The sequence below is a fragment of the Citrobacter sp. C348 genome, assembly GCF_047467975.1.
In the GTDB taxonomy this organism is placed as follows: domain Bacteria; phylum Pseudomonadota; class Gammaproteobacteria; order Enterobacterales; family Enterobacteriaceae; genus Citrobacter; species Citrobacter gillenii.
Map to the genome: position 1 here is coordinate 456119 of NZ_JASJUJ010000002.1, position 21836 is coordinate 477954.

Sequence of the window (21836 nt, forward strand, 5' to 3'; positions counted from 1 at the left end):
CTTAACGTTGCGCGACGCTACGCGGAATAAATTCGTTCGCCACGGCTTCACCTTGTTGATGCAGGCGTTGAGGCTGCGGTATTTCTGGGATCGCCACATCCAGGTGCGGGAACAGCAGCTCGCCAACCTTGTACGCCTCTTCCAGGTGCGGATACCCGGACAACACAAAGCTGTCGATACCCAGCGCGGCATACTCGTTAATCCGTGCCGCCACAGTCGGACCATCGCCCACCAGCGCTGTGCCTGCTCCGCCGCGTACCAGCCCAACGCCGGCCCACAGATTCGGGCTAATTTCCAGCTGGTCGCGCTTGCCGTTGTGCAGCGCCGCCATTCGGTGCTGGCCTACAGAGTCGGTTCTGGCGAAAGCGGCCTGGGCTTTGGCAATGGTGTCATCATCCAGATGGGCAATCAGGCGATCCGCTGCCTGCCATGCCTCTGCGGTGGTTTCGCGCACAATCACGTGCAGGCGAATACCAAAGCGGATCTTACGCCCAAGCGCCGCTGCTTTTGCCCGTACTTGCTCTATCTTCTCTTTCACCAGGTCGGGCGGCTCACCCCAGGTCAGGTAGAGATCCACCTGCTCAGCGGCCAGTTCCTGCGCTACGTCGGAAGACCCGCCGAAGTACAGTGGCGGATGAGGTTGCTGTATGGGTGGGAAAAAGAGTTTCGCCCCACGGACGTGAACGTGTTTACCGTTAAAATCCACGGTGTCGCCCTGTAGCAAGCGTCGCCATACCTGGGTGAATTCAGCCGAAGCTTCATAACGCTCGGTGTGATCGAGAAATACGCCATCGCCCGCCAACTCCTGTGGGTCGCTGCCCGTCACCAGGTTAAACAGCGCGCGGCCGTTAGACAGTCTGTCGAGCGTTGCCGCCTGGCGTGCCGCCACCGTGGGGGACGTCACGCTGGGGCGCAGCGCGACCAGAAATTTTAATCGCCGGGTGACCGGGATCATTGAGGCGGCAACCAGCCAGGCATCTTCACAGGAGCGGCCTGTCGGGATCAGTACCCCGGTAAATCCCAGGCGGTCGGCCGTTTGCGCAATTTGTTGCAGATAACCATGATCGACCGGGCGTGCACCTTCTTCTGTTCCCAGATAATGACCGTCACCGTGCGTGGGTAAAAACCAGAACATGTTCAGACTCATAATTTTGTTCCTGCCTGCTGAGTGGGGTGCCAGATACGCTGGCGAATATCGATTTTTTTCGGCACCAAACGGTTGTCATAAAACAGATCGGCAGTTTGTTGCTGTAATGCGGCAACAGAAGCGCTGACCGGCGTAATGGTGGTTGGCGGGCGATGGTCCAGATAAGACGCTATGACTGGCTCTGGCAGCCCCATCGTTTTCGCCAATAAGGTAATGCTCTGCTGGCGTTGGCTGAGCGTTAAGGCATCGGCCTGGCTGAAGGTGTCCAGCACTCCCAGAACAAATGCGCTGTTTTTCTCGGCATAAGGGCGTGCGGCAAGATAAAACGATCCGGTTTGTTTGAGGTCGGTACCGTCTTTGAGTACGCGTACGTCACCTTGCAGCAAGGCGGCGGAGTAATACGGGTCCCAAATTGCCCATGCATCCACATTCCCCTGTTGGAAAGCGGCACGCGCATCGGCGGGCGTCAGCCAGGTAGCCTGGATATCGGTAAACTTCAACCCGGCCTGCTGCAGGGCCCTCAACAGCAGATTGTGCGCGCTGGAGCCTTTCTGCAAGGCGACCTTATGCCCTTTAAGCTCTGCGACGGTGTGGATGGAGCTGTCTTTCGGGACCAGAATCACTTCCGCATGTGGTTTTGGTGGCTCGACGCCCACGTAGACCAGATCGGCCCCGGCGGCCTGAGCAAAAATCGGTGGGATATCACCCGTGCTGCCCAGATCGATGCTGCCGATATTGAGCGCCTCCAGCATTTGCGGGCCGGCTGGAAACTCCACCCAGGAGATTTTTGTTTGTGGGTAGCGTTTTTCCAGCAACTGATGGCTTTTAGCCAGCACCATGCTGACGCTGCCTTTCTGATAGCCAATGCGCAGGGCGTCTGGCGCGGTCTCTGCGGCGTCAACCAGCGTGGATAAAGACAGCAGTCCGGTCAGCGCCAGCCACGGCGTATGGCGTTTGAGTAAATTAAGCATGGGCGGCACCCCGCAGCGTGTTCACGTGCACAAATTGGACATCACGACGCTGCAACGCCTGCCAAAAGGTCTCGAGTGCACTGTCCAGGCGTAATTGCAGGTTCGGCGTGAACTGCGGCTTATGTTGATAATCAATAACCTGCGAATCATCGGCGAAAACGCCGTGCAGGATCTCCTGGGCCTTCAGTGCGCTGAGTACCGGTTTCAGGGCGTAATCGACGGCCAGTAAATGTGCCACGGTGCCGCCGGTGGCCAGTGGCAACACGACTTTGCCTTCCAGTGCACGTTCGGGGAGCAGGTCGAGCAAGGTTTTCAATGCGCCGGAATAGGCCGCTTTGTAGACCGGCGTGGCGACAATCAGTCCGTCTGCATCCTGCAACTGTTCGATAAACGTCTTCAGTGCCGGACTGTCGAAGCGCGCATAGATCAGATCCTCGGGCTCAAAATTGTGCAGATTCCAGTGATAGACCTCGACATCCTGTCCGTGCAGTTTTTCTCGCGCATATTCCAGTAGGGCGCTGGAGCGAGAGGGGAAGCGTGGGCTACCCGCCAGAGTGATAACACGCATATTTACAATCTCTCCTTATAACCAATTATTCGTTTTTATTTAACATTGATAACAATTTGTGCAGTCTGGCAGAGAGATTTTGTTTATCGAAATGATTTATGCGGGATAGAAAAGCTGAAAATTGCATAAAAGGAGGGCAGGAAAGAAAACGTTTGCGTTTTATTGCCGCAGGTCAATTCCCTTTTTGTTCGCGATCGCACATAATACGCCCCCGGTTTGCACACCGGGAATCCAGGAGAGTTCATGTACTACCCCTTCGTTCGTAAAGCCCTTTTTCAGCTCGATCCAGAGCGCGCTCATGAATTGACATTCCAGCAATTACGTCGCATTACGGGCACGCCGCTCGAAGCGCTTGTCCGCCAGAAAGTACCGGCAAAACCGGTAACCTGCATGGGGCTGACGTTTAAGAATCCGCTCGGTCTTGCCGCCGGACTGGATAAAGACGGGGAGTGCATTGATGCACTCGGTGCCATGGGGTTTGGCTCGATTGAGATTGGCACCGTAACACCACGACCGCAACCGGGTAACGACAAGCCACGTCTTTTCCGTCTGGTAGACGCAGAAGGTTTGATCAACCGCATGGGCTTCAATAACCTGGGCGTTGATAACCTGGTAGAGAACGTTAAGAAATCGCATTTTGACGGCATTCTGGGGATCAATATTGGTAAGAACAAAGATACCCCGGTAGAGAATGGCAAAGATGACTATCTGATTTGTATGGAAAAAGTCTATGCCTATGCTGGCTATATTGCGATTAATATTTCCTCACCTAATACGCCAGGGTTACGCACGCTGCAATACGGCGAAGCGCTGGATGATTTGCTGACGGCAATTAAAAATAAGCAAAACGATCTCCAGGCGATCCACCATAAATATGTTCCGGTGGCGGTAAAGATCGCCCCGGATCTTTCTGAAGAAGAACTGATCCAGGTAGCTGACAGTTTAGTCCGTCATAATATTGATGGCGTCATTGCCACCAACACCACGCTCGATCGCTCCCTGGTACAGGGAATGAAAAATTGCGATCAAATGGGTGGCCTGAGTGGTCGACCGTTACAATTAAAAAGCACCGAAATTATTCGCATGTTGTCCCGGGAATTAAACGGACAATTACCGATTATTGGCGTTGGCGGTATCGACTCAGTCATCGCTGCGCGTGAGAAAATAGCCGCAGGGGCTTCCCTGGTTCAGATTTATTCCGGCTTTATTTTTAAAGGTCCGCCGTTGATTAAAGAGATCATCACCAATATCTGAATACTACCTTAATCACAAACCAGGGCTTTATTTCTGGCCCTGGTTGTTTTATATTCCTTTACTGTTGCTTATTTAAACATTCTGAGCTTTTATTATTAGGGCAATAAACGAAGCGGCAAAAGGATACTGTCGTAACGACGATGATTAAGGAATGGAGAGATACTGATGCGAATTAAACCCGACGATAACTGGCGCTGGTATTATGATGAAGAGCACGATCGTATGATGCTCGATTTAGCCAATGGCATGTTATTTCGTTCGCGTTTTGCGCGCAAAATGCTCACACCCGATGCATTCTCTCCGTCCGGTTTTTGCGTTGATGATGCCGCGCTTTATTTTTCTTTTGAAGAAAAATGCCGTGATCTGGATTTAACCAAAGAACAAAAAGCGGAGCTGGTACTCAATGCACTGGTGGCTATTCGTTATCTGAAACCGCAAATGCCAAAAAGCTGGCACTTTGTGGCGCACACTGTTAGCTGGTCACCTGTCGTCGGCGACGCGGCCTGCGTGTATTTAAGTGATAGCGAAGAGCAGGTAAACCTGTTGGTGGTTGAGCCGGGTGAAAATGCGGCCCTGTGTCTGTTGGCGCAGCCGGGCGTGGTTATTGCCGGGCGCACTATGCAGCTCGGCGACGCCATTAAAATCATGAATGACAGACTGAAACCGCAACTCCCTGTTGACAGTTTCAGCCTTGAGCAAGCCGTTTAACTCTCCAGCCTGACCGCTGTTTTTGGCACACAGCTGCAGCAAAGAATCGTCCCGTCATCGCCAATCGCTGATTTTTTCAGCGGGCTGACTTCGCCTTCTACCAGCCGAATCCGGCAGCATCCGCAAATCCCCGCCCGACACGAATAAGGAACCCGGATCCCCTGGTTTTCCAGTTGTTCCAGTAACACCTGTTGATTGTTGCCACGAAAGGTTTGCCCCTGCCAGTCGATAAGCACGCTGGCATCAGGCTGCTGCTGTTGTGCAACCGTATCATCGGAAGCTACCGTGCCGTAAGCTCGGGCGGGCCCGGTGGACAGAATTTCAACCTCATCGCCAACGCGGATCACGCCGCTATTGCGGGCAATCAGATTCTGACCGAAATCGACATCGCCGTTGTCTACCGCGCTGCGGAAGGTTTGCAGCGTGGCCAGCGGCTCGCCAGACGGATGCTTCTGACCTTTTTCGGGGCTGACGGTGGTGAAAATACAGCGGCTGCAGGGTTTTGCTACATCAAAGATGACCTCGCCAATGCGAATCACCTTCCAGGTGTCTTCCTCCCAGGCGCTAGCCCCCGAGACCACCAGATTGGGGCGAAACTGCTCCATTCGGATACTGGCCGGGCAGCGTTGTTGCACATCGCGCAGTGAGGCTTCATTAGTCAGAAGATAAGGAAAGCCATCGGCGAACGAGAGCGGTACCCCGTTGTGACGCTTGACCCGGCGTGTTAACTGCGGGCCAACCCAGCGCAACTGTACATCGCGCGAGAAAAAACTGCTGAGCCACTGATTGATAGCTGTTGGCGCAATACGTGCGGTAAAATGGTTTCCCCAGACTTCCGTTGGCGCATCCTGGGTGGCGAAGTCTGCAAAACGCACCAATGCGCTGCTACCGTCGGGTGCGGTTAAATGCAATCCATCGTGTAAAGGGGAAGGGGTAAAACGGACCATCTGGGGGAACTGCCGGGCGGTGATGAACGTTCCGTCGGGTTCGGTAACCATAAAGATGCGGTCAAAGGCCAGACCGCTAACGTCTGCCAGGGCGTGTGTTAGCCCAATACCGCGCATTGATTTAACCGGATGAACAAAAAGTCGGGTTAACGTTACCACTGTACAGTCCCTCGAACGAAAATAAGCCTTCAACTTTATGACAAGGACGTGAGATTAGCTATAATGCGCAGCAATTTTATTGGAGTAAAAGTGACATTATGAATTCTCTGTTTGCCAGTACGGCCCGTGGGCTGGAAGAGCTGTTAAAAACTGAGCTGGAAAACCTCGGCGCGCAAGAGTGCCAGGTGGTTCAGGGTGGGGTCCATTTTAAGGGCGACACCCGGCTTGTTTACCAGAGCCTGATGTGGAGCCGCCTGGCCTCGCGCATTATCCTGCCGATGGGAGAGTGCAAGGTCTACAGCGATCTTGATCTGTACCTCGGCGTTCAGGCAATCGACTGGACAGAGATATTTAACCCTGGAGCGACGTTTGCCGTGCATTTTAGCGGCTTGAACGACACCATTCGCAACAGCCAGTACGGCGCATTGAAGGTAAAGGACGCGATTGTCGATTCCTTTACCCGTAAAAATATGGCGCGTCCTAATGTGGATCGCGAATCCCCCGATCTGCGCATCAACGTCTGGCTGAACAAAGATACTGCCAGTATTGCCCTCGATCTCAGCGGTGATGGTCTGCATCAGCGCGGCTATCGCGATCGTGCCGGTCAGGCGCCGATCAAAGAGACGCTGGCTGCGGCTATCGTGATGCGTTCTGGCTGGCAGCCGGGTACGCCGCTGCTCGATCCGATGTGTGGTTCCGGTACGCTACTGATTGAAGCCGCGATGTGGGCAACCGATCGCGCACCCGGCCTGCACCGTGGCTACTGGGGCTTTAACGGTTGGGCACAGCATGATGAAGCAGTCTGGCAAGAGGTGAAAGCGGAAGCACAGGTTCGTGCACGTAAAGGGCTGGCTGACTATACGTCGCACTTCTATGGCTCTGATAGCGATGCCCGGGTGATTGAGAAAGCACGCAGCAACGCCCGCCGCGCCGGGATTGCCGATCTGGTGACGTTTGACGTCAAAGACGTAGCGAAACTGAGCAACCCGCTACCGCAAGGTCCGTATGGTACGGTTATCAGCAACCCACCGTACGGTGAACGTCTGGATAGCGAACCGGCGCTGATCGCACTGCACAGCCTGCTGGGCCGCACGATGAAAAACCAGTTTGGCGGCTGGAATCTGTCGCTGTTTAGCGCCTCGCCGGATTTGCTCAGCAGTCTGCAATTGCGCGCGGATAAGCAGTTTAAAGCCAAAAATGGCCCGCTGGATTGCGTACAGAAAAACTATCACGTCGCGGAAACCACCGCAGACAGTAAGCCTGCCACGGTGGCGGAAGACTACGCCAACCGTCTGCGTAAAAATATCAAAAAGCTGGAAAAATGGGCGCGTCAGGAAGGCATTGAATGCTATCGCCTGTACGATGCTGACCTGCCAGAATACAACGTCGCGGTCGACCGCTACGGCGACTGGGTTGTGGTTCAGGAATACGCGCCGCCGAAGACGGTTGATGCCCAGAAGGCTCGCCAGCGTCTGTTCGACATCATTGCCGCCACGCTGTCGGTACTGGAGATTGCGCCGAATAAACTGGTGCTGAAAACCCGTGAACGGCAGAAAGGGAAAAACCAGTATCAGAAGATGAATGAGAAGGGTGAATTCATTGAGGTGAGCGAGTACAACGCGCGCCTGTGGGTTAACCTGACCGACTATCTTGATACCGGTCTGTTCCTCGATCACCGTATTGCGCGCCGCATGCTGGGCCAGATGAGCAAGGGTAAAGATTTCCTCAATCTGTTCTCGTATACCGGCAGCGCCAGCGTACACGCCGGGCTTGGCGGTGCGCGCAGCACCACCACGGTCGACATGTCTCGCACTTATCTGGAGTGGGCGGAACGTAACCTGCGACTCAACGGGCTTAGCGGCCGCGCGCATCGTTTAATTCAGGCCGACTGCCTGGGCTGGCTGCGCGAAGCCAATGAACAGTTTGATCTGATCTTCATCGATCCACCGACCTTCTCTAACTCAAAACGTATGGAAGACTCGTTTGACGTGCAGCGCGATCATCTGGCGCTAATGAAAGATCTGAAGCGTCTGCTGCGTAAAGACGGCACGCTCATGTTCTCTAACAACAAACGTGGATTCCGTATGGACCTCGACGGTCTGGCTGAACTGGGATTGAAAGCACAAGAAATTACCCAAAAAACGCTTTCTCAGGACTTTGCCCGTAACCGTCAGATCCACAATTGCTGGCTGATTACCGCAGCCTGAAAGGAAAAATAAATGTCATTAATCAGTATGCATGGTGCATGGCTGTCGTTCAGCGATGCGCCGCTTCTTGATAATGCTGAACTGCATATCGAAGATAACGAGCGCGTTTGTCTGGTTGGCCGTAACGGCGCGGGCAAATCGACGCTGATGAAGATCCTCAACCGTGAACAGGGTCTTGACGACGGACGTATTATTTATGAACAGGATCTGGTTGTGGCACGTCTGCAGCAGGATCCGCCGCGTAACGTGCAGGGTACCGTCTACGATTTCGTTGCCGAAGGGATTGCAGAGCAGGCGGTGTATCTCAAGCGTTACCATGATATTTCGCATCTGGTGATCACCGATCCGAGTGATAAAAACCTGCAGGAACTGGCGAAGGTTCAGGAACAGCTGGATCACCACAATCTGTGGCAACTGGAAAACCGCATCAATGAAGTACTGGAACAGCTTGGGCTGGAGCCAGACATGGAGCTGGCATCGCTTTCCGGTGGCTGGCTGCGTAAAGCCGCACTGGGCCGGGCGTTAGTCAGCAATCCACGCGTATTGTTGCTGGATGAACCGACCAACCACCTGGATATCGAAACCATCGACTGGCTGGAAGGGTTCCTGAAAACCTTCAATGGAACGATCATCTTCATTTCTCACGACCGTTCGTTTATTCGCAATATGGCAACGCGTATTGTCGATCTCGATCGCGGCAAGCTGGTGACCTATCCGGGTAATTACGATCAGTACTTGCTGGAGAAAGAAGAAGCGCTACGTGTAGAAGAGCTACAGAATGCGGAGTTTGATCGCAAACTGGCGCAGGAAGAGGTCTGGATCCGTCAGGGCATTAAAGCGCGCCGTACCCGTAACGAAGGCCGCGTGCGTGCGCTGAAGGCGATGCGTCGTGAGCGTGGCGAGCGTCGTGAAGTGATGGGTACTGCGAAGATGCAGGTCGAAGAGGCGAGCCGGTCGGGCAAAATTGTCTTTGAGATGGAGAATGTTGATTACCAGATTAACGGTAAACAACTGGTGAAAGACTTCTCGGCGCAGGTACAGCGTAGTGACAAAATTGCGTTAATTGGACCTAACGGTTGCGGTAAAACAACGCTAATCAAGCTGATGTTGGGTCAGTTACAGGCTGACAGCGGCCGTATCCATGTCGGTACCAAGCTGGAAGTGGCTTATTTTGACCAACACCGTGCGGAGCTGGATCCGGATAAAACCGTCATGGATAACCTGTCGGAAGGTAAGCAAGAGGTGATGGTCAACGGTAAACCACGTCACGTGCTGGGCTACCTGCAGGACTTCCTGTTCCACCCTAAGCGTGCGATGACACCAGTGCGTGCGCTCTCCGGTGGGGAACGAAACCGTCTGTTACTGGCGCGTCTTTTTCTGAAGCCCAGCAATCTTTTGATTCTCGATGAACCAACCAACGATCTCGACGTCGAAACGCTGGAACTTCTTGAAGAGTTGATTGACGGTTATCAGGGAACCGTGTTGCTGGTCAGCCACGATCGCCAGTTTGTTGATAACACCGTTACCGAGTGTTGGATCTTCGAAGGCGGCGGCAAAATTGGTCGTTACGTAGGTGGTTACCATGACGCACGTGAGCAGCAGTCACAGTATGTGGCGTTTAAACAGCCTGTTGCCAAAAAAACAGAGGAAGTTGCTGCCCCTAAAGCAGAAATTGTAAAACGCGGCACCAGCAAACTAAGCTATAAACACCAGCGCGAACTGGAGCAGCTCCCCGCGCAGCTTGAAGAGCTGGAAGCTAAACTGGAAACGTTGCAGGCCCAGGTTGCTGATGCTTCTTTTTTCAGTCAGCCACATGAGCAAACGCAGCAGGTATTAGCTAATCTGAGCGAAGCGGAACAAGAACTTGAGCAAGCCTTTGAGCGCTGGGAGTATCTTGAGTCTTTGAAGAATGGCGCATAATTAAAGGAGCGCATATGTGCGAACATCACCATGCCGCGAAGCATATTTTGTGCTCGCAGTGTGACATGCTGGTGGCATTACCGAGCCTGACGCATGGTCAAAAAGCGGCATGTCCAAGATGTGGCACGACATTAACTGTTGCGTGGGACGCGCCAAGACAGCGTCCCACCGCGTATGTTATCGCAGCATTGTTCATGCTGCTTTTATCGAACCTTTTTCCCTTTGTGAACATGAATGTCGCAGGGGTGAGCAGCGAAGTCACGTTGCTGGAAATCCCCGGCGTTCTGTTTTCAGAAGACTACGCCAGTCTTGGCACCTTCTTTTTATTATTCGTGCAGTTGGTTCCTGCTTTTTGCCTGTTCACCATCTTACTGCTGGTGAACCGGGTTGAGATGCCCTGGCGGCTGAAAGCGTGGCTGGCGCGGATTCTGTTTCAGTTAAAAAGCTGGGGAATGGCAGAAATTTTCCTTGCAGGCGTGTTGGTGAGCTTTGTTAAGCTGATGGCCTATGGCGATATCGGCGTGGGGAGCAGCTTTATCCCGTGGTGTCTGTTTTGCGTTCTTCAACTGCGCGCCTTTCAGTGTGTCGATCGTCGCTGGCTGTGGGATGATATCGCGCCAATGCCGGAGGTTAAACAGGTCTTAAAGCCCGGTGTTCCCGGTATTCACCAGGGGTTGCGTTCCTGCTCCTGTTGTACCGCGATCCTCCCCGCTGACGAGCCGGTCTGCCCGCGCTGTCAGACCACGGGCTACGTGCGACGTAAAAACAGTCTGCAATGGACGCTGGCACTCCTGTTCACGTCGATCATGCTGTATCTGCCCGCCAATATTATGCCGATCATGATTACCGATTTGTTAGGGTCAAAACTGCCATCAACCATTATTGAAGGCGTCGTTTTAATCTGGAGCGAAGGTTCTTATCCAGTGGCGGCGGTCATCTTTATTGCCAGTATTCTGGTGCCGACGCTAAAAATGATCGCCATTGCCTGGCTGTGCTGGGATGCTAAAGGGCACGGCAAACGCGACAGTGAACGTATGCATTTCATTTATGAAGTTGTGGAATTTGTCGGTCGTTGGTCAATGATCGATGTTTTTGTTATTGCGGTACTCTCTGCGCTGGTGCGTATGGGAGGGTTGATGAACATTTATCCTGCAATGGGTGCATTGATGTTTGCTTTAGTCGTCATTATGACAATGTTTTCTGCGATGACGTTTGATCCACGTCTGTCGTGGGACCGTGAACCAGAACCAGGCCATGAGGAGTCCTGACAGCATGGAATCTAAAAGTGGGGAAGCCAAAGTGCAAAAGGTTAAAAACTGGTCGCCCGTGTGGATATTCCCAATCGTCACCGCACTCATCGGCGCGTGGGTCCTGTTTTATCACTACAGTCATCAGGGGCCGGTCGTCACGCTGATTACAACCAATGCTGAAGGTATTGAAGGTGGCAAAACCACGATCAAGAGCCGCAGCGTGGATGTTGGCGTCGTTGAGAGCGCTACGCTGACCGACGATTTGACGCATGTGGAAATTAAAGCACGCCTCAATTCTGGTATGGAAAAGCTGCTGCATAAAGACTCGGTCTTTTGGGTAGTGAAGCCGCAGGTGGGACGTGAAGGTATCAGTGGCTTAGGCACGCTGTTATCCGGGGCGTATATTGAACTGCAGCCCGGTAACAAAGGCAGCCAGCTCGCCAATTATCAGCTGCTGGACTCTCCACCGCTGGCACCGCCAGATGCGAAGGGGATCCGCGTGATTTTGGACAGCAAAAAAGCCGGTCAGCTTAGCCCGGGAGACCCGGTGTTGTTCCGCGGGTATCGCGTAGGGTCAGTTGAGACCAGCACCTTTGATGCGCAAAAACGCTCCATCAGCTATCAGCTTTTCATTAATGCGCCAAACGATCGCCTGGTCACCAGCAACGTACGTTTCTGGAAGGACAGCGGTATTGCCGTCGATCTTACTTCAGCGGGGATGCGCGTAGAAATGGGGTCGCTAACCACGCTGTTTGGCGGTGGAGTCAGCTTTGATGTGCCGGAGGGGTTAGAACAAGGCCAGCCGGTTGCACAACAGGCTACGTTCAGCCTCTATGACGATCAAAAAAGTATTCAGGACTCGCTGTATACGGATCACATTGATTACCTGATGTTCTTTAAAGACTCGATTCGCGGGTTGCAGCCTGGTGCGCCGCTGGAGTTCCGTGGTATTCGCCTCGGTACGGTTAGCAAGGTGCCTTTCTTTGCCCCGAATATGCGTCAGGTGTTCAATGATGATTATCGTATTCCGGTATTGGTGCGCATTGAACCTGAACGCCTTAAGGCGCAGTTGGGTGAAGATACTGATGTCGGTACCCATCTGGCCGAATTGCTCAAACGCGGACTGCGTGGATCGCTGAAAACAGGGAATCTGGTCACCGGGGCGCTGTATGTCGATCTGGATTTCTATCCGAAGGATCCACCGATTACGGGCGTGCGCGAATTTAATGGTTACCAAATTATCCCGACCGTGAGCAGTGGTCTGGCGCAGATCCAGCAACGTTTGATGGAAGCATTGGATAAGATTAATAATCTGCCACTGAATCCGATGATTGTGCAGGCGACGACGACGCTTTCAGAAAGCCAGCGCACGATGAAGCATCTGCAAACGACGCTGGATAACATGAATAAGATAACCGGTAGCCAGTCGATGCAGCAGCTTCCTGCAGATATGCAGAATACACTGCGCGAACTGAATCGTAGCATGCAGGGCTTCCAGCCAGGCTCCGCGGCCTATAACAAGATGGTGGCAGATATGCAGCGTCTTGATCAGGTTCTGCGCGAGCTGCAGCCGGTGCTGAAAACGTTGAACGATAAGAGTAACGCGCTGGTGTTTGAAGCGAAGGACAAAAAAGATCCAGAGCCGAAGAGGGCGAAACAATGAAAAAGTGGCTAGTGGTGATGATGGCGGTCTGGCTGACGTCATGCAGCTCCAGCGGAGAGAATAAAAGCTATTACCAGCTCCCTATCGCCCAAGGGGGCGTACAGAGTAGCGCTAACCAGGGTAACCGCCTGCTGTGGGTTGAGCAGGTGGCGGTACCGGATTACCTGGCCGGTAATGGCGTGGTGTACCAAACCAGCGATGTGAAGTACGTTATTGCCAACAGTAATCTGTGGGCCAGCCCGTTAGATCAGCAGTTGCGTAACACTCTCGTCGCCAACCTGAGCACACAGCTACCGGGATGGGTTGTTGCCTCTCAACCGTTGGGCAGTACGCAGGACACGCTCAACGTGACGGTAACCGGCTTCCATGGCCGCTACGATGGTAAAGTGATAGTCAGCGGCGAATGGTTGCTGAATCACCAGGGACAACTGATTAAGCGCCCGTTCCACATCGAAGCCGTACAGACCCAGGATGGCTATGATGAGATGGTGAAGGTTCTGGCTAACGCATGGAGCCAGGAGGCGTCAGCTATTGCTCAAGAGCTGAAACGTATTCCTTAAGCTTAAATAATTGTAAATTACACCGCCTTTGGCTCAGCGCCCAGGGCGGTTTTTTTATTTTTTTCTCGGCTGATATAACTGTTCTGACTCACAATTCTTGTACAAATGATTTACCAGGTAGTTCACAAATATGACACTGGCGTGAATTTTGCGCATTGACGAGTCAGATGTTTCGGGGTATTCGTTTAGTGTGATTGCACACTTAGTAATCACTGTTTTCTTTTCCACCAGACCCAAAAATGAGGGAAACGAGGCATGAAGAGACAAAAACGAGATCGCCTGGAACGGGCACATCAACGTGGATATCAGGCCGGCATCGCCGGTCGCTCAAAAGAAATGTGTCCCTATCAGACGCTGAATCAACGGTCATACTGGCTGGGAGGCTGGCGAGAAGCCATGGGGGATAGGGTGTTAATGGCCTGATTCTGTCTCTTTAGATAAAAGAAACCTCCGCAGTGCGGAGGTTTCGCCTTTTGTAGGGTCTTATCAGGCTGACGGATATCCGCGATTAGAACGCAGACGTATCCTGGAAAAGGCCTACTTTCAGATCGTTCGCCGTGTAGATCAGACGGCCATCAACCAGCACTTCACCATCGGCCAGGCCCATGATCAGGCGGCGGTTAACGATGCGTTTGAAGTGAATGCGGTAAGTAACTTTCTTCGCGGTCGGCAGAACCTGACCGGTGAATTTCACTTCACCCACGCCCAGTGCACGGCCTTTACCTTCACCGCCGAGCCAGCCGAGGTAGAATCCAACCAGCTGCCACATGGCATCAAGACCCAAACAGCCTGGCATCACCGGATCACCAATAAAATGGCAACCGAAGAACCACAGGTCCGGGTTGATATCCAGTTCAGCTTCAACATAACCTTTGTCAAAATTGCCACCGGTTTCGGTCATCTTGATGACACGGTCCATCATCAGCATGCTGGGTGCAGGCAATTGCGGGCCTTTAGCACCAAACAGCTCACCGCGACCAGAGGCAAGAAGGTCTTCTTTTGTATAGGATTCGCGTTTATCTACCATGTTCTCTGTAAGCCTTATCTTATTGAAGCACGCAGGATAGCTAACACGTGTACGCTGAACAAGTCCGATCAGTTCGGAATAATCCAGTTCAGCCAACGTAGCGGCCATGGAAAACGGTGACGACCTTCCTGTTGCGTTGCCGCAGCAATACGCTCCTGAATGGTTTGCATCAACGTTGTCTGGCCTTCGCCATCCCACACCAAATTTAACAACAGTGGCAACGCATCGGTCACATCATCCACCGCCCAAATAGTGAACTTCTCTTCTTCAACGGCCTGTAACAGGGCTGGCGGTAGGCTCAGGTGCCTGACGTTGGCTGAAGGGATAATCACGCCCTGCGTACCGGTTAATTCACGCTGCTGGCAGATAGTGAAGAAACCTTCAATTTTCTCGTTCAGGCCACCGACAGGTTGCGCCCGGCCAAACTGATCGACAGAACCGGTAATCGCGATGCTTTGATTGACAGGAACATCGGCAAGGGCGCTAATTAATGCGCACAGTTCAGCCATGGATGCGCTGTCTCCATCTACTTCGCTGTAGGATTGCTCGAAGGTTAGCGAGGCAGAGAAGGGGATTTGCTGTTCGAGCTGCAGTTCCGACATCAGGAACGCCTGCATGATCATCATACCCTTGGCATGAATATTTCCGCCCAGTTCGGCTTTACGCTCAACATCGGTAAATTCGCCATCGCCAATATGCACAACGCAGCTGATACGAGAAGGTTCACCAAACGCGCGAGGATGCCCTGGAAACTCAATCACCGACAGCGCGTTTATTTGTCCAATTTGCTCGCCTTCCGTCTCGATAAGGATCTGCTCTTGCAGGATCTCATCCTGCATGCGTTCGGCCAAGAAACCTTCCCGCCATTCGCGTTGCGCCAGCATCAGACCCAGCTGTTCTGCGCTGCAGGTTTCGCCTTCACAAAGGGGCGCCACTTCCTTGAACTGGCGGATGATCCACAGCGGATTAAGCGGTAATGTCGCCTGATCGCCGGTATAACGAACGGCCTCACGCACCAGCGTTTGCCAGGCGTCAGGGGCGGGATAGGGAAGATTGTTGCGTATGGCAGTATGCGTGACCCACTGACACCACTGGGTCATGGTTTCAGCATCCACTATCTGCAGATTATCTTCAAACTCGCTGTAAATTGCCTGTTCAGCTAATTCTGGTTCCATTTCCTGGAAATCGGCCAGCGACTCACGCTCACCGACTAACACCACTTTCAGTTTCAGCGGCATAGACGGTACGGAGACAGGAAGTGGACGAGATTCGTCGAAAGCTACCCAGTCAAAGCGCTCGTGGCTGACAATGGCTTTCAGGCGCATCCACAGCAGGGGTTGAGCCAATAGGGTGCGTAATGAGATAACCAGCACGCCCCCGTTTGCCTGATGCACCAGTCCCGGTTGCAGCGTAATTTCACCATTGAACTGACGCAAACAGCCAAACAGTTGTTCGGCTTCAACCCAGTCAGCATTGACTACCTGAGTTAAGGTCGCAAAATTGTCTTCTGCGTGCTGTGCTGCACGGTAACGGATAGTGTGCCCAGAGATGTCGTAATGACCTCCGGTTAAGCTTCCGGCATCCGTATGTAATGAGCGCGCAGCCGTGGCGATAAGATTGAGATACTCAAGCTCTTCCGGCGCTTTCACCAGCATAAAGGAGGACGTCGCCCATTGCTGAAGCAGTTGCTCAAGCGCAAATTGTAAGCGTGGTTGAGTATCACTGAGTAAGGTATCGGTTTCGTCAGTGACGTGCGGCTGTGCAAATATTTCCTGATAACTGTCAGTATCAGGAACCAGATCACGCCATGCAAGTTTCGTAATGGTCAAAGTTGATGTTTTTTAGTCTGTTGTAAAAAACGAGATTATACCGTAACCGTCAGCACTGCACACGTGGAATGCACCGCTAAACGGGGATGATGACGCGCGACAGTTCACAGGCTGGATATTCTTTTCTTCAGATGCCCAAAAAGCTGATATTCTGATAAGAGTTACACGGTAACATTGAGATCGCAATGAAATATCAACAACTTGAAAATCTTGAAAGCGGCTGGAAATGGAAGTATCTGGTGAAAAAGCATCGTGAAGGGGAGTTGATTACCCGTTACGTGGAAGCCAGCGCTGCCGAAGAAGCCGTTGATTTATTGCTAACCCTCGAAAATGAACCGGTTCGGGTGAATACCTGGATTGAAGAACACATGAATGCCGCGCTGCAAAATCGTATGAAGCAAACCATACGCGCGAGGCGTAAACGGCACTTTAATGCAGAGCATCAGCATACGCGTAAGAAATCTATCGATCTGGAGTTCATGGTTTGGCAGCGCTTAGCAGGGCTTGCGCAGCGGCGTGGAAAAACGCTTTCTGAAACCATCGTGCAGCTGATTGAAGACGCAGAGCATAAAGAGAAGTACGCGAACAGAATGTCCACATTGAAACAGGATTTACAAGCGCTGCTGGGAAAAGAATAGCCTGATGTCGGCTTCGGTGCGCTGAGCACCCACGTTTTTATGGTGAACCACAGGTGAAAAAAAACCCCGCATCGCGGGGTTTTTTATTAGACGAGAACTTAAGCCTGAGGCTGAGTTACAACGTCTTTGATGCCTTTAACTTCGATCTCAACACGACGATCCGGAGCCAGGCAGTCGATCAGTGCAGCGCGAGCTTTCACGTTGTCACAGGTGTTGCCAGTAACTGGGTTAGATTCGCCCATGCCACGTGCAGAGATTTTGTCAGAAGGAATACCTTTAGAGATCAGGTAATCAACAACGGACTGAGCACGTTTCTCAGACAGGCTCTGGTTGTAAGCGTCAGAACCGATACGGTCAGTGAAGCCCAGAACCACAACGGAACCGTCTTTCGGATCCAGGTTGCTCAGCTGGCTGTACATCTGATCCAGAGCCTGCTGGCCTTCTGGTTTCAGAGTCGCTTTGTTGAAGTTGAACAGAACGTCAGACTTCAGAGTGAAGTGCTTGGTCTGTACTTCTGGAGCCGGAGCAGGAGCAACAACTACTGGAGCTGCTTCTTCCTGCTGGCCGAAACGGTAAGAAACACCAACGCTTAACAGGCCGTTATCCGGACGACCACCAACGGTGTTCGCGTCACCGATGTTGTTGGTCCACTGGTATTCCAGACGGGTAGCGATTTCAGGAGTAATTGCATACTCTACGCCACCCGCGAATACTGGGGATACACCAGTATCGTGGTCTTTAAAGCCATCGTTGTTTTTAGCGTCAGCACGCCAAACCATACCACCCAGACGGGTATAAACGTCCAGATCGTCAGTGATTGGGTAACCCAGTTTAGCGGTCAGCTGAACGCCCTGAGCTTTGAAAGCGCCATTCTGCTCGCTGCCTTTGTACGGCATACGACCTAACCAGTCGTAACCCATTTCAAAACCAACGTACGGGTTAACCTGATAACCACCGAACGCACCAGCACCCAGTTGGCTTTCGTGGGTCGAACCGTTGTTGTTGATCTGGTTGTTACCAATATCATGGAACTGAGACCAACCCAGTTTAGCACCGGTGTACCAGGTGTTATCTTTCGGAGCGGCCTGCGCCACGGTAGCGAAACCAGCCAGTGCCACTGCAATTGCGATAGCTGTCTTTTTCATTTTTTGCGCCTCGTTATCATCCAAAATTCGCCATGACTATCTCCAGAGAGATAACACGGTTAAATCCTTCACCCGGGGACCAGTTCAATAGTTACTCTACCGATATCTGCGACTTATGCCGAGCACCCCTGGCGATGTAAAGTCTACAACGTAGTTGGAAACTTACAAGTGTGAAGTCCGTCAGGCATATGAAAAAAAAAGGCTTGTATACACAATATTTAACATTTAGGGATGAATAATTGTACTGCCAGCATGCTGAAAACCGCTTGAGACAGGCATTCAGACTAAAAATTCATTACAACTCAAAATAAAAATAAAGCATGAAAAAAAATTCCAGGATTAATCCTAATTTTACTTAATGATACAAATTTGAGTGAATTTTTAGCCCGGAAAGCTGTCTCCCCGCAAGTGCCTGAGCGCGAACAGGGCGCATAATAAATCCCATTGCGTTACCCTCATCAGCCGCTTTCACCAGTTCGGCATGTTCATCTTCCGTTAATTCTTCAGTCAGCCAGCCGATAACCACACTGTAATTGCCGGTGCGCAGCGCGCGAACCATCGATTCCAACGTATGGCAAGGTGAAAGCTGGCTGATTTGCATGACTTTGGTTAATGGAAGCCCTGCTGATTGTACCCACTCCCGGCTCAACTTTTGCTGAGGCGTGAGCCAGAGCTGCCAGCGTGATTGCTGGCCTAACTGCTGAAGCAGGGGTAATAGCAGTAATTGCGTCATCATGGGCTGGTCCTCGCGATAGACCACTTCACTGATAAGCCCGGCAGTCGCATTTTCTGAAGAAACGCGCGCACTATTGCTTGATGTTGAAGAGAACGACGAAGAACGATTTGCGTAGCCTGAAGTGTACATAATCAATCCAGCCCTGTGAGTTACTGTATGGATATACAGTAACGCTGCTATCACCAAAGATCAACTTTATTTTCGGAAACAGACTCGCAATTTTTAGCCGTCGTGGCGGGAAATATAAAATTCATCTTGCCCCTTGGGGCTAAGTTGCCTATCGTCGTCATTAACGGATCTGTTACTGAAAATCATTCCATTATCTTATGATTTAAAAGGACTTTTATGAAAAACCTCTCTTATGCCAGGATCTATAAATCACAAGAATATTTGGCCTCTTTAGGTACAATTAGCTACCGCTCTTTATTTGGCAGTTATAGCTTGACGGTGGGCGATACGGTCTTTGCCATGGTCGCCAACGGTGAGTTATACCTGCGGGCCTGTGAGCAAAGTGTACAGTACTGTGTCAAACATTCCCCGGTCTGGTTGACGTTTATGAAGCGGGGACGTCCCGTGATACTCAACTATTATCAAGTTAATGATGCGCTGTGGCGAAACCATCCGCAGTTGGTGTCTTTATCACGATATTCGCTGGATGCCGCAGTAAAAGAAAAACAGATGCGTGTTTCGCAACACCGGTTACGGGAACTGCCGAACATTTCCTTTCACCTGGAGACCCTGCTGAGTGAAGCCGGAATTAAAGATGAGGGTACATTACGTACACTGGGGGCTCAAATGTGCTGGCTGAAGCTTTTGCAAATTAACCCATCGCTGACGGTGAAAATTCTTTATGCGCTTGAGGGTGCAATCAGTGGGATACATGAAGCCGCGCTCCCGGCGGTTCGTCGCCAGGAGCTGGTTGAGTGGGTCAGTTCACTGGTGCCTGAACTGGGGCATTAGAGGGTAACGTCGCAATTTGCTGCTGTAAGCGTCTGATTTCTGGTAGCAGCGCAATCAATAATCCAACCTGTTGTACGACCAACTGCTCTTTACTGTCCGGGCTCGGTTCAAGTTGCTGGATCCGTTGCTTTAGACCTTCCAGTGCCTGGCATACGCGCTGCTCGTCAGCGGGTTGATGATGAAGCGCATCATCAACATAGCAGACAGCGTCGTCCAGTAATGCCAGGACTTCTGGGTTAGTCAGCTGTTCCCGGTGAGCGCCGAGGGCGGAAATATAGCTGGTAAAGGTATGGTTTAGGCACAGTAAACGGAATGCTGTTTCGCGCGTTTGGGCCGTAACATCAGGTTCACTCGACATGTTCGAGACCACGGAAGCAAGCTCCGCATCGCGGTTATGCGCGTCACGGCGGGCAATACGGTATGCCAGACGATTATCACGCCCCTGGTGATACTGCTCAAGGATCGCGTCCAGATAACGACAGTTTGCATCCGTAGCCCGCTCAATGACTCGCGGTAAATTACGAAAACGCCAGTCTGGCCAGATAAAACTGACGGCAGCCCAGGCAATAGCACAGCCGATCAGCGTATCGATGACTCGCGGCAGCGCGACCTCGAAGCCTTCACCCAGCAGGTTAAAGCACAACAACACCAGCAGGGTGATAAATATGGTTGCATGGGCATACTGCACGTTGCGAAAGGCGAAAAAAAGCACGCCGGTAATGACTAACAGGATCAGCTGCCCTTCCAGAGAGGGGACAAACCACAAAATGGGTAAACCAATCGCTATCCCAACCAGGGTGCCAATAATCCTCAGAGCCAGGCGATGTCGGGTGGCGTTGTAGTTTGGCTGACAGACAAACAGACTGGTCAGAAGGATCCAGTAACCATGATTCATACCGGTTATCTGAATGATGGCGTAACCAACACAGAGCACCAGCGACATGCGGACAGCATGGCGAAACAGGGCGGACTCGGGGGTGAAATTGCGGCTCAAACGCAACCAGATATCGCTGAATCCATGTGGGCTGTCATCGGCAAGCTGATTCTCGGACTCATTGCGCGAAATGACCTGCGCCTGTTCGGACTCAATCGTTGCCAGTTGCGCGTCGATAGCACGCAGGTTAGCGAGCAAAAATCCCAATGTTTTGAGCAAGTCTGCGGGGGCGCCGCTCGCACGCATGCGCTCAAGTGCGGCATCGATATGGGTGAAAACGCGCTCAAAATGTGGGTCATGTTGGTAGGGTGTGCGCAATAAAATACAGCGTGATAGCTGCATACAGGCTTGCCCCTGCATAGACATCAAGCGCTGGAAGCGAAACATCACGTCGCTGTGACGGAAATGGTCGCGTAGCGTTTGGTACTGAATATGTGAAGAGCTTGCGCGTTCGTGAATATCCTGCGCCACAAAATAGTAGTGCAACGTGCGGCGCGTTCCACGCTGTCCGCGGTCACCGCGCAGGCGGGTCAACAACGACACCTTAGTTTGGTTCAGCGTCGCCATCAGTTGCCCATTGGCCAACGCTAAATCATAGAGTGGCGCCTGACTTTCATCTTCAATGTCGGGATCAAACAGACGGGATTTCAGTTCCAGATAGTGCGCTAACTGCTCATAGCTGCGCGCCAAATTATCCTGCAATGGACGGATTGGGAACAGGAGATGTCCGGTCAATGTCAGCAGGTTGTACCAGATAGCCCCGGCGAGTAGTAGTATCGGCTGCTGATACCACTGATCGTACAGCGACGTGCCCAGCATGGTGTAAATGGCGATAAGCAATGCGCCGAAGGCTATCGTTGCATAGCGCTGACCTAATCCGCCCAGCAGAATAAAGCCGCTGGTGGAAAGCGTGAGTCCAATGGCAAACAGCCACGGCCACGGGAAGAGCAGTTCGACGGAGGCGGAGGCAATAAAAAAACAGATCAACGTAATGATGAGATTACGCAGGCGTCCAGCGAGACGATCGTCGAGATCGGTCAGCGCGGCGGCTACCATGCCCAGCGTTAGTGGGATGGTGAGTTTTACATCGCCCAGCCACCAGGGCAGCGCGGTGGTACCACAAAGTGCGATAAAAATTCGCACGTAGTACAGCCAGGTGCTGTTCCAGGTATAGCGTTTGAGCAGAGGACTTAACATAAAGGCCATCAGTCCT

19 protein-coding genes are annotated in these 21836 nt (G+C 52.2%); 10 read left to right on the forward strand and 9 right to left on the reverse strand.

Annotated features, from left to right (window positions below; genetic code table 11):
* Position 1: 1 nt before the first annotated feature.
* The 3 genes from ssuD to ssuE are packed head-to-tail and all read right to left on the reverse strand — an operon-like array spanning position 2 to position 2686.
* Positions 2 to 1147, reverse strand: coding sequence for an FMNH2-dependent alkanesulfonate monooxygenase (gene ssuD, locus QNN86_RS06125; protein ID WP_279277046.1), 1146 nt, complete (start codon positions 1145 to 1147; stop codon positions 2 to 4).
* A complete protein-coding gene (locus QNN86_RS06130; RefSeq protein ID WP_181619023.1) occupies positions 1144 to 2118 on the reverse strand; it encodes a sulfonate ABC transporter substrate-binding protein in 975 nt (324 codons plus the stop codon). The genes ssuD and QNN86_RS06130 overlap by 4 nt, the downstream gene beginning before the upstream one ends.
* The gene (ssuE, locus tag QNN86_RS06135; RefSeq protein ID WP_096757652.1) at positions 2111 to 2686 is read right to left on the reverse strand and encodes an NADPH-dependent FMN reductase; all 576 of its coding nucleotides are present in this window, start codon (positions 2684 to 2686) and stop codon (positions 2111 to 2113) included. The genes QNN86_RS06130 and ssuE overlap by 8 nt, the downstream gene beginning before the upstream one ends.
* A gap of 243 nt (positions 2687 to 2929) precedes the next feature.
* On the opposite strand from ssuE, the gene pyrD reads away from it, so the two are divergent.
* Both pyrD and zapC read left to right on the forward strand, forming a co-directional pair.
* Complete coding sequence (gene pyrD, locus QNN86_RS06140) at positions 2930 to 3940, forward strand: quinone-dependent dihydroorotate dehydrogenase (RefSeq protein WP_181619025.1); 1011 nt, start codon at positions 2930 to 2932, stop codon at positions 3938 to 3940.
* Between the two features lie 165 nt (positions 3941 to 4105).
* Positions 4106 to 4648 carry a cell division protein ZapC gene (gene zapC, locus QNN86_RS06145; RefSeq protein WP_181619026.1) on the forward strand — a complete coding sequence of 181 codons (543 nt, stop codon included), beginning with the start codon at positions 4106 to 4108 and terminating at the stop codon, positions 4646 to 4648.
* Here the strand turns inward: zapC and QNN86_RS06150 are convergent.
* Entirely contained in the window at positions 4645 to 5754 is a 1110-nt protein-coding gene (locus tag QNN86_RS06150) for a YcbX family protein (protein WP_279277043.1), read from the reverse strand. The two genes, zapC and QNN86_RS06150, sit on opposite strands and share 4 nt — an antisense overlap.
* A gap of 98 nt (positions 5755 to 5852) precedes the next feature.
* Between QNN86_RS06150 and rlmKL the strand changes: the two genes are divergently transcribed.
* The 6 genes from rlmKL to rmf all read left to right on the forward strand — a co-directional run bounded on the left by rlmKL (position 5853) and on the right by rmf (position 13777).
* Positions 5853 to 7961, forward strand: a complete 2109-nt coding sequence (gene rlmKL, locus QNN86_RS06155) for a bifunctional 23S rRNA (guanine(2069)-N(7))-methyltransferase RlmK/23S rRNA (guanine(2445)-N(2))-methyltransferase RlmL (protein ID WP_414210777.1) — start codon at positions 5853 to 5855, stop codon at positions 7959 to 7961.
* A 12-nt stretch (positions 7962 to 7973) separates the two neighbouring features.
* Positions 7974 to 9881 carry an ABC transporter ATP-binding protein gene (locus QNN86_RS06160; RefSeq protein ID WP_096757647.1) on the forward strand — a complete coding sequence of 636 codons (1908 nt, stop codon included), beginning with the start codon at positions 7974 to 7976 and terminating at the stop codon, positions 9879 to 9881.
* 14 nt (positions 9882 to 9895) lie between these two features.
* The gene (pqiA, locus tag QNN86_RS06165) at positions 9896 to 11149 is read left to right on the forward strand and encodes a membrane integrity-associated transporter subunit PqiA (protein WP_096757646.1); all 1254 of its coding nucleotides are present in this window, start codon (positions 9896 to 9898) and stop codon (positions 11147 to 11149) included.
* Between the two features lie 4 nt (positions 11150 to 11153).
* Positions 11154 to 12794: an intermembrane transport protein PqiB gene (gene pqiB / locus QNN86_RS06170; protein ID WP_117341732.1), complete on the forward strand. Its 1641-nt coding sequence runs from the start codon at positions 11154 to 11156 to the stop codon at positions 12792 to 12794.
* Complete coding sequence (gene pqiC, locus QNN86_RS06175) at positions 12791 to 13354, forward strand: membrane integrity-associated transporter subunit PqiC (RefSeq protein WP_181619029.1); 564 nt, start codon at positions 12791 to 12793, stop codon at positions 13352 to 13354. The genes pqiB and pqiC overlap by 4 nt, the downstream gene beginning before the upstream one ends.
* 255 nt (positions 13355 to 13609) lie before the next feature.
* The gene (rmf, locus tag QNN86_RS06180) at positions 13610 to 13777 is read left to right on the forward strand and encodes a ribosome modulation factor (RefSeq protein ID WP_003035871.1); all 168 of its coding nucleotides are present in this window, start codon (positions 13610 to 13612) and stop codon (positions 13775 to 13777) included.
* Positions 13778 to 13862: 85 nt separating this feature from the next.
* Here the strand turns inward: rmf and fabA are convergent, their stop codons facing one another.
* Both fabA and QNN86_RS06190 read right to left on the reverse strand, forming a co-directional pair.
* Positions 13863 to 14381 (reverse strand): bifunctional 3-hydroxydecanoyl-ACP dehydratase/trans-2-decenoyl-ACP isomerase, encoded by a 519-nt coding sequence (gene fabA / locus QNN86_RS06185; RefSeq protein ID WP_003035875.1) that lies wholly within the window; start codon positions 14379 to 14381, stop codon positions 13863 to 13865.
* A 68-nt stretch (positions 14382 to 14449) separates the two neighbouring features.
* Positions 14450 to 16210 carry an AAA family ATPase gene (locus tag QNN86_RS06190; RefSeq protein WP_115258918.1) on the reverse strand — a complete coding sequence of 587 codons (1761 nt, stop codon included), beginning with the start codon at positions 16208 to 16210 and terminating at the stop codon, positions 14450 to 14452.
* Between the two features lie 185 nt (positions 16211 to 16395).
* Here QNN86_RS06190 and matP point away from each other — a divergent pair, with 185 nt between their 5' ends.
* On the forward strand, positions 16396 to 16848 hold the full coding sequence (gene matP, locus QNN86_RS06195; RefSeq protein ID WP_414210778.1) for a macrodomain Ter protein MatP: 453 nt from the start codon (positions 16396 to 16398) through the stop codon (positions 16846 to 16848).
* 98 nt (positions 16849 to 16946) lie between these two features.
* Here matP and ompA read toward each other — a convergent pair whose 3' ends face one another.
* Together ompA and sulA are read right to left on the reverse strand one after the other, a co-directional pair.
* The gene (gene ompA / locus QNN86_RS06200) at positions 16947 to 17993 is read right to left on the reverse strand and encodes a porin OmpA (protein WP_181490379.1); all 1047 of its coding nucleotides are present in this window, start codon (positions 17991 to 17993) and stop codon (positions 16947 to 16949) included.
* A gap of 355 nt (positions 17994 to 18348) precedes the next feature.
* Entirely contained in the window at positions 18349 to 18858 is a 510-nt protein-coding gene (sulA, locus tag QNN86_RS06205) for an SOS-induced cell division inhibitor SulA (RefSeq protein WP_332599892.1), read from the reverse strand.
* 216 nt (positions 18859 to 19074) lie between these two features.
* On the opposite strand from sulA, the gene QNN86_RS06210 reads away from it, so the two are divergent.
* Positions 19075 to 19689 (forward strand): TfoX/Sxy family DNA transformation protein, encoded by a 615-nt coding sequence (locus QNN86_RS06210; protein ID WP_181619032.1) that lies wholly within the window; start codon positions 19075 to 19077, stop codon positions 19687 to 19689.
* Here the strand turns inward: QNN86_RS06210 and yccS are convergent.
* Positions 19658 to 21820 carry a YccS family putative transporter gene (gene yccS, locus QNN86_RS06215; protein ID WP_279277040.1) on the reverse strand — a complete coding sequence of 721 codons (2163 nt, stop codon included), beginning with the start codon at positions 21818 to 21820 and terminating at the stop codon, positions 19658 to 19660. The genes QNN86_RS06210 and yccS overlap by 32 nt on opposite strands.
* Positions 21821 to 21836 lie beyond the last annotated feature (16 nt).